This is a genomic window from Paenibacillus sp. 1-8 (assembly GCF_056316205.1).
This window is the reverse complement of the sequence record NZ_CM149995.1, coordinates 3,447,209-3,461,343: the sequence shown is the minus strand read 5'-3', so window position 1 is coordinate 3,461,343 and position 14,135 is coordinate 3,447,209. Positions and strand designations below refer to the sequence as shown.

Annotated in this window: 10 protein-coding genes; 8 read left to right on the top strand and 2 right to left on the bottom strand. The window is 44.6% G+C overall.

Going from position 1 to position 14,135, the window contains the following annotated elements:
* Positions 1 to 357 precede the first annotated feature (357 nt).
* Positions 358 to 1,860 carry a GDSL-type esterase/lipase family protein gene (locus tag AC0WRU_RS15870; protein ID WP_476125500.1) on the bottom strand — a complete coding sequence of 501 codons (1,503 nt, stop codon included), beginning with the start codon at positions 1,858 to 1,860 and terminating at the stop codon, positions 358 to 360.
* A gap of 221 nt (positions 1,861 to 2,081) precedes the next feature.
* Here AC0WRU_RS15870 and AC0WRU_RS15865 point away from each other — a divergent pair, with 221 nt between their 5' ends.
* Positions 2,082 to 4,343, top strand: coding sequence for a helix-turn-helix domain-containing protein (locus AC0WRU_RS15865; RefSeq protein ID WP_476125499.1), 2,262 nt, complete (start codon positions 2,082 to 2,084; stop codon positions 4,341 to 4,343).
* 30 nt (positions 4,344 to 4,373) lie between these two features.
* Here AC0WRU_RS15865 and AC0WRU_RS15860 read toward each other — a convergent pair whose 3' ends face one another.
* Positions 4,374 to 5,258, bottom strand: coding sequence for a carbohydrate ABC transporter permease (locus AC0WRU_RS15860; protein ID WP_025684616.1), 885 nt, complete (start codon positions 5,256 to 5,258; stop codon positions 4,374 to 4,376).
* A 268-nt stretch (positions 5,259 to 5,526) separates the two neighbouring features.
* On the opposite strand from AC0WRU_RS15860, the gene AC0WRU_RS15855 reads away from it, so the two are divergent.
* From AC0WRU_RS15855 to AC0WRU_RS15825, 7 genes are all read left to right on the top strand, one after another.
* A complete protein-coding gene (locus tag AC0WRU_RS15855; RefSeq protein WP_476125498.1) occupies positions 5,527 to 6,498 on the top strand; it encodes an ABC transporter permease in 972 nt (323 codons plus the stop codon).
* Positions 6,499 to 6,519: 21 nt separating this feature from the next.
* Positions 6,520 to 7,143: a YesL family protein gene (locus AC0WRU_RS15850; RefSeq protein WP_476125497.1), complete on the top strand. Its 624-nt coding sequence runs from the start codon at positions 6,520 to 6,522 to the stop codon at positions 7,141 to 7,143.
* A 28-nt stretch (positions 7,144 to 7,171) separates the two neighbouring features.
* On the top strand, positions 7,172 to 8,674 hold the full coding sequence (locus AC0WRU_RS15845; RefSeq protein WP_476125496.1) for an extracellular solute-binding protein: 1,503 nt from the start codon (positions 7,172 to 7,174) through the stop codon (positions 8,672 to 8,674).
* 243 nt (positions 8,675 to 8,917) lie between these two features.
* The gene (locus AC0WRU_RS15840; protein WP_476125495.1) at positions 8,918 to 10,279 is read left to right on the top strand and encodes a glycoside hydrolase family 28 protein; all 1,362 of its coding nucleotides are present in this window, start codon (positions 8,918 to 8,920) and stop codon (positions 10,277 to 10,279) included.
* A 146-nt stretch (positions 10,280 to 10,425) separates the two neighbouring features.
* Complete coding sequence (locus tag AC0WRU_RS15835) at positions 10,426 to 11,310, top strand: dienelactone hydrolase family protein (protein WP_476125494.1); 885 nt, start codon at positions 10,426 to 10,428, stop codon at positions 11,308 to 11,310.
* Positions 11,311 to 11,335: 25 nt separating this feature from the next.
* Positions 11,336 to 12,340 carry a pectinesterase family protein gene (locus AC0WRU_RS15830; protein WP_476125493.1) on the top strand — a complete coding sequence of 335 codons (1,005 nt, stop codon included), beginning with the start codon at positions 11,336 to 11,338 and terminating at the stop codon, positions 12,338 to 12,340.
* Positions 12,306 to 13,883, top strand: coding sequence for a glycoside hydrolase family 43 protein (locus tag AC0WRU_RS15825; RefSeq protein WP_476125492.1), 1,578 nt, complete (start codon positions 12,306 to 12,308; stop codon positions 13,881 to 13,883). Before AC0WRU_RS15830 ends, AC0WRU_RS15825 begins: the two co-directional genes overlap by 35 nt.
* Positions 13,884 to 14,135 lie beyond the last annotated feature (252 nt).

Here is a 14,135-nt window from a genome sequence, read left to right as displayed (position 1 = left end):
TTTCTGTATTTTCATGTCCCATAACCTCATGATGAAAATAACAATATCGAAGAACTAAAAAAGGTACAAGGAAAACGGAGTAGGCGGAATGGTGCTGTACAAGCAAAGCGGTGGCGATGGGAAGCATCATCCGTCTGCGGAGCGGTACTATAGTAACTTTTAAGTTCAGCTTATATGCATTTTATCGGGATGCATCATGTAAAGCTTTTACATCATGATAACATAGCAATGCAACATATGTTGTTTAAGCGACTATAGTTACATCATATGAGCCGGGAATAAACAATAAAAAACGGACATCGGAGTATTCAGCCCCAAGTCCGTTCTTCATCCTTTCATCTTCTTGTTCTATGTGTGTCAGTTTACAAGATGGTGTAAATGCTTTTCACCGCTGTCTTGATTCGTTCCTTCCATGCGCATGAGCTGCTTTAAGGCGTGCAATTCCGTACATTTGCTAATTGCCTCAGCGACCAACTTGGCGACCTGACGCGCTCCTTCATCAGAAAAATGAGTATTATCTGTTACGCCAGCGGGGTAATTCGGATGTGCTTTTTCAGGCAAATACATAAATAGCTGCTTGGACCCTTCTTCTCCCATGGCCCGATAAAGCTGCTGAGAAGCTTTAAAAATATCGAGCAGCGGTGTCCGGGTTTCCTCCGCTACTCGCTTCATTGCTGCGGGATAGGCTCCCACAGCAAGCGGATCAGGTTCTCCATCTGTAGTAAAGCGGCGGCGGCTTACAGAGGTCAACAGCACTGGAATTCCACCACGCTCCCGAGCAGACTCGATACATTGAATTAAGTTTTGACGATAGTCCCCGTCAGGATCGGTATAGCGGGTGGGATCTTCTTTTTTCTCATCGTTGTGTCCGAATTGAATAAACAGATAATCACCGGCTCGAAAATCCTTTTCAATATGAGCCAATCGACCTTCCGCTATAAAAGATTTGGTGCTTCGTCCATTAACCGCACGATTGTCCACTTGAACAGACGAGTCAAAATAACTCTGCAAGTGTTCGCCCCAGCCTGTCATCGGTTTTTCGGTAGCTCCTTTTTGGGCTGCGGTGGAGTCGCCAGCGATAAACAGCCTAGATGTTATCCGCTGTCCTTCCGTAACATAGCTATGCTTTTGGAGCCACTTTTCCGCAAGAGCGAGCCATTGCTGGCACTCGCGGTTATCTTCAGCCAGTCCCAAGCCGTGTCGCCCTTCCTCAAATACATGCAGCTCAAATGGAATGCCTTCTCTGGATAATGCGGAAGCCAGCAACAAGCTGTTTTCGACCGGAACGGTGGCGTCATTGGCCGTTGTCCAAATAAAAGTTGGAGGGGTCTGTGAAGTCACTTGTTGATCGGATGAAAAGGCGTGAAGCTGCTCCTGTGTCGGCTGTTCACCTAAAAAATGAGTGCGGCTTCCAATATGCGTATAAGCATCATGAAACGTAATCACGGGGTATCCCAACAGCAGAAGATCCGGTTTTTCCGCCCCTCTGGTGGCGACGATGGAGGCCAAGTGCCCGCCTGCTGAAAATCCAGCCAGACCGACCTGATCCTTAATCACTTGCCAGTCCTTAGGCGTTTGACGAATCCACCTCAGGGCATATTCCACATCCTCCAACAAGGAATCGACCTCAAAGTCTCCGACTTGATAATGCAGCACACCTGCATGGATACCTAAATCATTCAACCACCGAGCTATTGGTTCTCCCTCATGTGGGGCCAAGTGCTCGTAGCCACCGCCGGGCAGTACCAATATAAAAGGGCGAGCTTCATGGGCCGCTGCTGGATAGAGGGAGAGAAAGGAAGTGTCTGCTGGAAATTCTTCTTTTACAATCTGTTCTTTATGACTAACAACGTGTAACATAAGGTACCTCCAAATTCCTTTTTTAAATTCTGCAAGCTAATCCAGATGAACATAAAATGTGATGGGACGGACGTAATGGTATTTAACATTTCTGCTTGAAGAGTGGGCTTAAACTCCAGGTTTGTTTTTTAAATAAATGCACACGTGAAAAAAATGATTTAAACCTTGTTATGAAAGCGCTATAATTTTGGTGTGATGCAAAGAACCAAAGGGGGAGCGCAATGAAAAAAGGCAGGATATTCTACACCATTTTTATTACGATTCTGGTTTTGGGAATAGGGTTGGTGGCCAGCTTCGGCAGCTACATCTATTTTACAACAATTAGCTCGGTTGTGGAAAGGGTTTCCAACAGTAAACAAAGCTACATGACGCAGATCAAAAACAGTCTGGAGCAGAAAATCCAAACGATTGAATATGCTTTTAATACGTATAGTACGACCAGTTCATTTGATGAAGTCGTAAAACATCCTATTACAGAAAAAGATTTTGTAGCGTATCAGAATGTGAATTCGCAACTCAATTATATTGCTACGATGGGATTAGAAGGAACGGAATATTCACTGATTAGCCTGGATCAGAATTGGAAAATTTCCAATGGAAGCCTGTCCTATTTGACGAAAACAGAACGGGAGAAGCTATTTAAAACCTATATCGATCATCAGGATCAGGGGCTATTCTGGATTAAAACAGATAAGGGAATCCGCTTTGTAAATACTTTGCCTGTATTCTCCAAAAAGAAGCAAGCCATTGCGCTGTCGGATATTTCGTTACAAACGTTAAATCGTACAATTCAAGCAGAGGATCACATGGCCGTTTTTATTCTGAATAAACAAGGCGATTTAATGTACGAAACAGAACCCGTTGAACAATTATTGACCACCCAGCAGCTTCAGCACATTTCAGAGGCTACGGCTACACCTGACAATTCAGGCATGTTGACACTGGAAAAAACGAAGCAGCAGCCTGCTCAGCAAGTCATTTATGCCAAGTCTGCTTATAACAACTGGACGTATTTAACGATATTAGATAAAAAGGAGATTTCGAATGCATTCCAAACGACCAAATTCGGGATCATCACGATGGTACTTGTACTTACGTTCTTGATTGTGGTGGTGGCGTATATCATAGCCGTCTATTTTACAAAGCCATTCCAGCAAATTAAACGCAGCCTGCCTAAAAATCCTAATTTTTCGTTCAAAAATGAGCCTTCCAAAAATGAAATTGACTGGATTATTGATTCCATTGACAGCATTGTAACGGAAAAGGAAAGCCTGGAAAGCCTCATTCAGTCCGAAATGCCACAGCTTGAAACCCAATTGATCCTTAACCTGTTTCGCAGGCGTATTTCAACAGAGGAATTGGCACGAAAAATGCCACGTTTGGGCTATCCGCAACTGGAGAACCAAATGTATATTACCCTGTTGATTCAACTGGATAATCTGGGAGATCGGGAGCCCTCGGATAAGGACGTTTTACTGCTGGCTATTAACAAAATCGTAGAAGAAACCATTCCAGAGCAGCAGCGAATGCTTCCCATCATTTTGAACGATGACATCCAGGCGACCATTTTAATGTTTACAGGAAAGAATGAACAGGAAATAAACAAGCAAGTGCTGGATGATGCCACCCTTTTGATTCGAACCGTAAAAGAGTATTTGAATGTATCCATCAGTATCGGCATTAGTAAATCGTATGACAATTTGATAGAAAGCAAGGAAGCCTGTGAGATGAGTAAGCAAGCCTTGCACCACCGTTTAAATTTAGGCAAAGAATCCATTATATTTTATGAAGACATTTCCACAGTCATTTCAGGCCCGGTGCTGCTTCATTATCCGACGGAAATGGAATCACAGCTGTTTGACGCCATTCGAATAGGAGATGAAGAGCAAGTACGTCTAACCGTACATTCCTTATTGGGAGAAATAATGACAAAAAACAATCATTCCATGAACTTTGAGGTGCTGTTGGTGCGGTTTGTGAATAACCTTATTCAATTAGAGCAGCTGCTAGGGATCGAAGTGCTGCTGACGCAGAACAATCATGCGTTGTACCATCGGTTGCTGGACATTCGTAATCCGGAAGAGATCGAGCGTATGCTGGTGGAGCAAGTCATTTCCCCTATGGTAAAAAGCATGAAGGAGAAGACAAACCAGCAATTCCGCTGTCTCTCCGAGAAAATTGCCGCCATGATCCGGGCTGAATATGACCAGGAATTGTCACTGGAGCTCATTGGGGACCGTCTTCATTACAATCCCAATTATTTAAGCAGTATTTTCAAAAAAGAATACGGTACGACGTTCAGCGAATATCTAATGGGCTACCGGCTGCAAATGGGCAAAAAGTGGCTCATTGAGACGGATATGACGATTAAAGAAATCGCCGAGCGATTGCAATATCATAATCCGCAGAACTTTATCCGCTCGTTTCGGAAGAAGGAGCAGGTCACGCCCGGAGCATACCGTAAGATGAAGCAAGCGAATTAAATTGAACTTCACTAGCAATCAAGGGGCAGTTTATCCTTTTACCGCCCCTAATAATGCTCCTTTGACAAAGTGTTTTTGCACAAATGGATACACGATTAGCATAGGAACGGTTGCAACCACAATGACCGCCATCTTAATCGTCTGCGCAGGTGGGATGACATCCACAGAGGTTCCTTCTGCCTGCATACCACTGGAAACGATTACAATTTGGCGAAGCAAGACCTGAATAGGCCATTTGGCGGAATCATTAATATAGAGAATGGCATGCATATACGTATTCCAGTAGGCCACCGCGTAGAAAAGTGAAATGGTTGCAATTGAAGGCATCGCTAACGGAAGCATAATTTTAAAGAAGATGCCAAAATCGTTGCACCCATCCATCTTGGCCGATTCCTCCAGATCATCCGGTAGCGCCTGAAAAAAGTTACGCATGATAATCAGGTTAAATGCATTAATGGCCACGGGAAGGATCAAAGACCAATACGAATTGATAAGCCCCATGCTTTTTACCACCAGGAAAGTCGGAATCATTCCCCCGCTAAACAACATGGAAAACACGACAATGAAGTTAATCGTATTTCGGCCAAGTAGATATCTTCGGGATAATCCATACGCCATAAAAGCCGTAAAGATCATACTCACCACGGTACCGACGACAGTCACTCCGACCGAAACCCCTAGTCCTCTGAAAATCGTTGGGGTCGACAGGATATACCGATATGCATCCAGGGAAAAGGTGACAGGGAACAAAATGAATTTTTTGGCTACCACTTCTTGGGTTGAGGCAAAAGAGCTGGCGATGATATTCAGAAAAGGCAAGAGACAAGTGAGGGCAATGAGAATTAATAATGTACTGTTTACGATGGTAAAAATACGACTGCCCAGCGATTCTTTTTTTAGTGATTTTTGCGCCAAGTGTTTGACCTCCTCGTAATCGTTTACATGTAAACTGTATCAAGAGGGCGGAATTCCGTATATAATCAAATCTTGAGGTGTTCTCCTAAGCGTGGAAAAAAGAGGGTAATCATTAAGTTGTGTAGTAATCATTAGGTAAGGTGAAAAGCCGGAAAATAGGCGGTATATAAGGTTTTGAAAACGCTATTATTTGATGATTATATGCGTAACGCAAAAAATCACGTACTCTTGAAAACGTATACAGGAACGTTTGAAGGAGGTCGAGCTAATGAAAGTTTCAAGTGTCCCCGCACCGAACATGAAACCGAATATGAAAAAGAAAAAGAACAACAGAACGACGGAAAATCTTTTACGTATGCAAAAACATAAGTTGCTGTATCTGATGGTTTTACCCGGGCTGGTGTACTTCATTATTTTTAAGTATTTCCCTATGGGCGGCTTGGTCATTGCGTTTCAGGATTATCAAGCCTTTCTAGGAATCACGGGCAGCCCGTGGGTAGGAATGAAGCATTTCATTCGTTTATTTACCGAGCCCACGTTTTTCATGCTATTACGTAACACCCTGGTTTTGTTTGCGCTCAACATTGTGATCTTCTTTCCATTACCGATCATTTTGGCATTGATGCTGAATGAGGTCAGGAAGCGTGTTTTTAAAAATATCATCCAAACGATTATCTACATCCCGCACTTTATGTCATGGGTCATTATTGTTTCGATTTCTTATGTATTTTTAACCGTAGACGGTGGGGTACTGAATGAAATGATTGCTGCGCTAGGCGGTGAGAAGATCAGCTTCTTAACTTCCCCGGAATGGTTGCGTACCGTTTATATGGGGCAAGTGATCTGGAAGGAACTCGGCTGGTCCACCATCATTTATCTATCAGCGATTACAGTCGTGGATACGCAACTGTATGAGGCAGCAGAAATGGATGGTGCCGGACGTCTCCGAAAAACATGGCATGTTACCTTGCCTGCGATTCGCCCAGTCATTATTACGTTGTTAATTTTGAAAATCGGTAGCACGCTGGATTTGGGCTTTGAGCATATGTATCTGCTATTGAACTCATTAAACCGCGAGGTTGCTGAAATCTTTGATACCTACATTTATACAGCGGGCTTAAAGAATGGACAGTTGAGTTTTAGTACGACGGTAGGACTTTTTAAAGGCGTGGTGGGATTAATCCTGATCATGGGCTCCAATCGACTGGCCAAGAAACTTGGTGAAGACGGCGTTTACTAATGACGACGGGAAGGATGCGGAATGGTACGGTTTGTAGAAAACATGAACAAATGGTGTATGCGCCTGCTCCGGCTGGTTTACCTTAATTTGCTGTGGACGGTTGCGACGATCCTGGGCTTGGGATTTATAGGCGTGGGACCTGCAACTGTCGCTATGCTCAGTATTTTAAGGCAATGGATTCGGGGGAATGAGGAGGTCGCCATTTTCTCCACGTTTGTACGTTACTTTAGAGAAAGCTTTAAAGAAGCGGCGATCATTGGAGCGATTTACAGCCTCGTGGGCTACGTGCTCTATGTGGATATCGTCAATGTCTCGTCCTGGTATGTTCGCGTAGTGACGCTTATTGGTGCCTTTTTGTATCTCATCTCGTTGGCGTACATTTTCCCGTTACTGGCTCATTATGATTGGAAAGGGATCAAGCTGAAAATCAGAATGTCCGTGGTGATTGGGTTTTCGTATTTGCAATATACACTTGTTCTTTTTATTGCGATTGTCGCGCTTTTTACATTGATTCTAGGCTTGTACCCAGGAATTCTGACTTTTGCCGGAGCCAGTATTATCGGTTATCTCGTGATGTGGATGACGCATCAGGTGTTTAGCAAAATAGAGCGAGAGGTTCTGGTGAAAGAGGAAGATATGGCATGAATATACGATCAGAAAAGGAGCAAACACAATGAAAAAAGGGATATCGAGCCTTCTAGCCGTACTTATGGTCATGAGTGTTTTTTTAGCAGCCTGTGGTGAAAAAGGAGCAGGAGATCAAGCCAACCAAACGTATGATCCGAATTCAAAGCTGGAATTAACCTGGTTAAATGTATTGCACACAGCCTCTCCACCTACAGACACGATTAAGAACAAAATTGAAAAATACACGAATTCCAAGATTACGTTCAACTGGGTTCCTGATGCATCGAAAGAAGAGAGAATCACTACAGCGCTGGCGTCCGGTGAATTGGCGGATATCGTGACTCTTACGATGATGACAAATTCTTCAGTTCGAAGTTCATTGAAATCAGGTCTATTCTGGGATGTAGGGAGCTATCTGGACGATTATGACAATTTAAAAAAGATACCTCCCGAAGTTAGAAATGCAGCCTCCATCGAGGGAGTCCTGTATGGAGTTCCCTTCCAGAAAAATTTGGCACGAGCAGGCTTGGTTATTCGCAAAGATTGGCTGGATCGTTTAGGACTTAAAGTACCTACGACCTTGGATGAGCTTTACGAAGTTGCGAGAGCGTTTACAGAAGATGATCCAGACGGTAATGGCAAAAAGGATACGACAGGCTTTGGCGACAGATCTGATCTGCGCTACAGCAGCTTTAAAACCTTAAGCTCTTATTTTGGCACACCTAATGGCTGGAAAGTAGATGAGAATGGCAAGTTTACGCCGGAATTTGATACACCTCAATATTTGGAAACGTTAAAGTATTCCAATAAATTATATAAGAACGGGTATATATCGAAGGATTTCGCCGTAACCGCTAAAACTGATCAGCAGCAGCAATTTGCTCAAGGGAAAACCGGAATTTATACGGGAATGGTGGATATCACAAACTTGAGAAATCTGTCACAAGGCTTGCAAAAGGGGCTTGAGCTGGTGCCTGTAAACAAAATCTCCAATGGAGACGGTAAATATCACATTTGGTCCGAGGGCAGCGGAGTTGGCGGTTTGCTGGCATTTCCTAAATCCGAGGTGAAGACGGAAGCTCAATTGAAAAGATTACTTCAATTCGTCAATGATTTGATTGATGAAGAAGTATTTATGGACATGACAGGTGGTATCAAGGGAACTCATTATGACATTGATAATAAAGGAGCTTTCAGAATTATTAACACCGATTTGTGGCAAGCAGATGTACAGCCGTTTGCAAGCTCCAGACCGAGTGAAGTAACTTACACGTTAAAAGATGCCAACCCTGAAAAGGAACTAGCCAATCAATTAATCAAGGAAAATAGCGAATTTGCCGTTTTGGACCCAACCGTTCCTCTGGATTCTGTAACTGCCAATGAAAAAGGAACTGAACTCGAAAAAATTATTACCGATGCTACGTTCAAATTTATTATGGGTGAGACCGATGAAGCCGGATTTAAAGCTGCGGTAGAAAACTGGAAAAATTCCGGTGGATCACAGATTATTACTGAATACGAAGAAGCGTATAAGAAATCGAAAAAATAAGGATATAGATGTAGGTTGAACATCAGTGTACATGAAGTGCCACTACGCAGGCGGATGGTGCTTACCATCGCTGTTGCCCCCATATTTCTCGAACAATTTATTTAATGTAAAAATCCGGGGGCAAAGGCGACCGCTGATGCTTGTTCAGCACCATTCCGCCTACTCCGTTTTCCAGTGTATTTTTAAGTTCAACCTATAAATCATTTTCGTATCCACAAAATATGAAAGACAGGAGAGAACAAGATGCAAGTGTATAACATTGTAGATTATGGAGCAATTGAGGATGGTAAGACATTAGCAACAGGAGCGATTACGACTGCGATTGAAGCGGCCAGCAATGCCGGGGGAGGAACGGTTTTTGTTCCCTCGGGTACGTATCTGACAGGGGCTATCTTTTTAAAAAGTAACATTGAACTGCATGTAAGCCCCGGTGCAGTTCTTTCCTTTAGTTCCGCTCCGGAGGATTATCCTGTGGTGGAGTCCAGATGGGAAGGCGTTCAGCGGGAAGTACGTGCTTCGTGCATTTACGGGCAGAACCTCGAAAATATTTCAATTACAGGCAGCGGTACTCTGGATGGAAATGGTCAGCCGTGGTGGGAAAAGCATCGGAATCATCCGGAGCAGTTGCAGTACCCCAGACCGAAATTAATCAGCTTTGATCGTTGTCAGCGGGTCACCATTAAAGATGTTATGTTGAAAAATTCCCCAAGTTGGACTGTAAATCCCATCGCTTGCTACAACGTCACGATTGACAATGTGTCCATTCTTAACCCGGCGGATTCCCCCAATACGGACGGCATTAATCCCGAATCCTGTTCCAATGTTCGTATTAGCAACTGCAATATTGATGTGGGCGATGATTGTATTGCGATCAAAGCGGGGACTGAGGATACACAGGAACGGATTCCCTGCGAAAATATTACGATTACCAACTGCACGATGGTGCATGGACATGGCGGTGTTGTACTGGGCAGCGAAATGAGCGGAGATATCCGTAATGTCACGATCAGCAATTGTGTGTTCAAGCAAACGGATCGGGGCATCCGCCTGAAATCAAGACGGGGACGCGGCGGAATCATCGAGGATATCCGCGTTAGCAATATTGTGATGGAAGATGTGATTTGTCCATTTATTCTGAACCTCTATTATTTCTGCGGACCTCGGGGCAAAGACAAATATGTCTGGGACAAAAATCCATATCCAATTACCGATGAAACGCCTTGCTTTAGACGGATTCATTTTTCCGATATCACGGCACGACAGGTTCATGCGGCTGCTGGATTCTTATACGGACTTGCAGAACAATATATTGCTGAAATTACATTTTCCAATATTGATATTTCCATGGCGAAGAATGCAATTCCCGGCCGTCCTGCCATGATGTCAGGGATCGAGGATATGAACAACCGTGGTTTTTATTTAGGCAATGTGAGAGATATCCGTTTTCAACAGGTGACCATTGAGAATCATGAAGGTCCTGCTTTTTATATTGAAAACGGGGAAGGCGTTGAAGTCAACCGTTGTCATTCGAAGAACACAAACCAACCTGAAAAGCTGATTGAACAAGTAACGATACAACCTTCTGAACAAAATATTTTTAATTGAGGATTTTGCAAAAATCCAATAAGCGGCTTTCAATGAACAATATATAGATCGAAAGGGTCTAGTTCGTCTATATATTGCACTAGGGAGCGACTGGAATCGAATTTTGCAAAATCCTGATTTAGGAGGGGCATGGAAGGAGGGGAAACGTGGATAAGCTGCAAGCATTATTGGGAGACCTTCCGGCAGATCGACCCGTTACAGCCACCCTGCTAAAGCAAGAGGAGCAAGAGGGATACCAACTGGAATCTCTCTTGCTGGACATCAACGGAATCGAGCCTGTGCCAGCTTATGTAGCCACACCATTACAAGGAAACGGTCCGTTTCCAGTGGTCATTTTTAACCATTCGCATGGAGGCAATTATACGAACGGGCGCAAGGAACTGATCCATAGCAGCTCTTACTTGCAGCAGCCCTCGTTTGCTAAAACCCTGACAGACATGGGCTATTGCGCTTGTTGTATTGACATGTGGGGCTTTAATGAACGTGGGGGCAAAACCGAAAGTGAGCTGGTAAAGGAAATGCTCTGGCAGGGCCAAGTGCTGTGGGGTATGATGTTGTACGATAACCGTCGTCTGGTGGATTATATGTGTGAGCGTGAGGACATTGATGCTACCCGCATCGCAACGATTGGCATGTCGATGGGGGGCCTGATGGCGTGGTGGCTGGCAGCGTTAGATGAGCGGATACAGGTCACGATTGATATTTGCGGACAGGTAGATGCCCATACGCTGATCGCCAAAAGGGGTCTGGATCACCATGGCTTCTATTCCTACGTCCCTGGCTTGTTAAAGCATTTTACTACGCTGGATATTCAAAAGCGGATTGTTCCCCGTCCACGAATGAGCATAACAGGCCAAAATGACCGAATGTGTCCTATTGAAGGAGTTGAGCATTTAGCGAAGGGACTGCTGGAAGCTTACCAGGAAGCAGGTCACCCTGAGCATTGGCAGCCTGTGATTGCAGGTGGCGGGCATATGGAGACTTTGGAAATGCGAATGGCGTGGCAATCATTTTTAGCCGAGCATCTGTAAATTCAATGAAAGGATTGGGGCAACCATGCTGGTAGGGAAAGAATCCTTTTGTGATTTCCATACGATTCAGGAGGCGATTGCTACATTGGAGCAGTCGTCTTCCAATGAAATGGAAACGCTGTATATTTTATCGGGTACCTATGAGGAAGAGGTGCGGATTTACCGTTCGTATCTTCATATCATAGGCATCGGACAGGTAGACATTCGAATGCATCGGTATGCCAGGGAGCGGGATGAGGCAGGTGAGGAAATAGGAACCTTTGCGACTCCCACTTTATTTTTAGGCGGCAGTCATTTGATCCTGGAAAATCTTATCATTTCCAACACGGCTGGACAGGGAGAAGCCATTGGGCAGGCTGTTGCGGTGTATGCTCATTGTGATGAAACGGTTTTTAGAAACTGTACCTTTCGCGGGCATCAGGATACGTTATTTACAGGCCCCCTGCCTCCGGCACCGAAAGAACGGCTGAAGTTTGGTGGCATCCATTTGAAAGAGCATCATGCGCACTATCGCCAGCTCTATCAGCATTGCTACATCGAGGGCACGGTCGATTTCATTTTTGGCGGGGCGACAGCTTATTTTGAACATTGCGAAATTCGCAGTTTGCGCCATCATGAGAACCAAACGAGCTATGTCACAGCCGCCTCTACTCCCCAGGGACAAGCGTATGGCTATGTGTTCAACCAATGTTACTTAACCGCAGAGCCTGATATTACTCCGGTATTTTTGGGGCGGCCGTGGCGTGAGTATGCCAAGACTGTATTTGTGAATTGTAAAATGGGCGAACATATTGATCCACGGGGCTGGGACAATTGGGACGATGCTGCAAATGAGAAAACCGTTTGTTATCAGGAGTATGGTGTATCCGAGGTTGCCTCGTTGTGTAGGCAGCGTGTTCCGTGGGCGGGTTGTTTTGAAGCAGGAGCAGAAGCGTGGAGCAAGGAGCAGGTTTTTGGTGGAGACGCTTTTTGGAAGCAAGGAGGAGTCATTTCTCATGATGATCCAAAATCCCATATTAAAAGGCTTTAATCCCGATCCGTGTATTGTACGAGTCGAGGATACTTACTATATTGTCGTGTCATCGTTTGAGTGGCTACCGGGAGTACGGGTGTATCAGTCCAAAGATTTGGCCCATTGGGAGCATTGTACGGATATTTTAACGGATCAGGTTGATTTAAAAGGAAACCCGAAAAATTGCAGCATTTGGGCGCCGCAGCTTAGCTACGCGGATAACCTTTTTTATCTGCTCTATACGGATGTGAAGAGCACCAGACGCCCGTTCAAGGATGTTCATAATTTTGTGATGACGGCGCCTGCGATCCAAGGACCGTGGTCAGACCCGGTTTATCTTAACAGTAGTGGATTCGATCCGTCTTTATTTCATGACGAGGACGGACGTAAATGGCTATTGAATGCATTGTGGGATTACCGCATGTTGGACAGCAATAAATCTTCAGGTATTGTCATGCAGGAATACGATAGCAGGCAGCAACAACTTATTGGTGAGCCTGTGAAAATTTTTGATTGCACGCCTTTGAAAAAGACAGAAGCCCCCCATATCTACAAGCAAAACGGATATTACTACCTTATTACAGCGGAAGGTGGAACGGGTACGGGACATGCGGTTACCGTAGCCCGTTCGCAGCAGCTATCCGGGCCGTATGAAGTGGACCCACATAACCCGATGCTTACGTCACGCGATCGTCCTGACTTCCCTTTACAATGTGCAGGACATGGCAGTCTTGTGCAGACGCCAGATGGCGATTGGTATATGGCTCATTTATGTACACGTCCGTTGGAAGGGAAATATGCCATTTTAGGGCGAGAAACGGCCTTGCAGCACGTGTACTGGAATGATGAAGGCTGGTTGCGTTTAACGGCAGGGGGCCATACGCCGCAATTAGAAGTACCTGCACCTATCGGAACCCCTTTCACGGCAGGGCAGAAGCACAGTTTTGTATTCGAAGACTTTTTCGAGGGACCCGTTTTAAATAAAACGTGGAACACATTGCGTATATTGGCGGATGATCGTTGGTGCTCACTGAGCCAGCGTCCGGGCTATCTCCGAATTCTGGCTGGAGAATCCATTCAAAGCCTCTTTCAGCATCATGTGCTTGCCATCCGGCAAACCGATCATCATTTTCGGGTAGAAACGGCGTTGGAATATCAACCTGTAAGCTATTTGCAAATGGCGGGGCTCCTGCTGTATCTAAATGATGAAAATTATCTGTATGCCTATGTCAGTTATGAAGAGGGACAAGGAAAAGTGCTGCGCATGATGCGATGTGAAGCTGATACATTCACGCTAGTTCCCCATGTGATTACGCTTGAGGAGGATTTTCCTGTACATTTGGCTGTAGAAGTCCATGTAACCCAAGGACAGTTTTATTACCATCTCGGAAATGAACCCGCCTGGACTCCGATTTTTGAAAGGCAAAATATCAGCTTTTTATCAGGTGGATTTACAGGAAATTTTGTAGGGATTGCCGCCCACGACATGCAACAATTTCAAGGTAGCTACGCTGATTTTAGCCACTTTCTGTATCATGGACAAGATCATCTCTCCTCTTAAAACAACAATATAACGATTGTGTTGTCTATCTAACATTTTGTACTTTTTGATGATTGCAGCAGGCGGGCCGCCGCTATAACATATAAGTGCAACACATGTTGTTTAAGCAACCGCAGTCATCCGTGGTAACCAGGTGTTATTTTTTATCAAGGTATTTTCTTCAAGCCCCTTTGCTTTGAAGCAAGGGCTTTTGGATTTTTTTCATGATATGAGCTGAACGAAAGATATACATGAAAAACGGAGTAGGCGGAA

Bases quoted from the DNA above. Each gene is read 5' to 3' on its own strand.
- AC0WRU_RS15870 (WP_476125500.1), bottom strand. From the start codon at position 1,860: ATGTTACACGTTGTTAGTCATAAAGAACAGATTGTAAAAGAAGAATTT.
- AC0WRU_RS15825 (WP_476125492.1), top strand. From the start codon at position 12,306: ATGATGATCCAAAATCCCATATTAAAAGGCTTTAATCCCGATCCGTGT.
- AC0WRU_RS15830 (WP_476125493.1), top strand. From the start codon at position 11,336: ATGCTGGTAGGGAAAGAATCCTTTTGTGATTTCCATACGATTCAGGAG.
- AC0WRU_RS15845 (WP_476125496.1), top strand. From the start codon at position 7,172: ATGAAAAAAGGGATATCGAGCCTTCTAGCCGTACTTATGGTCATGAGT.
- AC0WRU_RS15865 (WP_476125499.1), top strand. From the start codon at position 2,082: ATGAAAAAAGGCAGGATATTCTACACCATTTTTATTACGATTCTGGTT.
- AC0WRU_RS15855 (WP_476125498.1), top strand. From the start codon at position 5,527: ATGAAAGTTTCAAGTGTCCCCGCACCGAACATGAAACCGAATATGAAA.
- AC0WRU_RS15840 (WP_476125495.1), top strand. From the start codon at position 8,918: ATGCAAGTGTATAACATTGTAGATTATGGAGCAATTGAGGATGGTAAG.
- AC0WRU_RS15850 (WP_476125497.1), top strand. From the start codon at position 6,520: ATGGTACGGTTTGTAGAAAACATGAACAAATGGTGTATGCGCCTGCTC.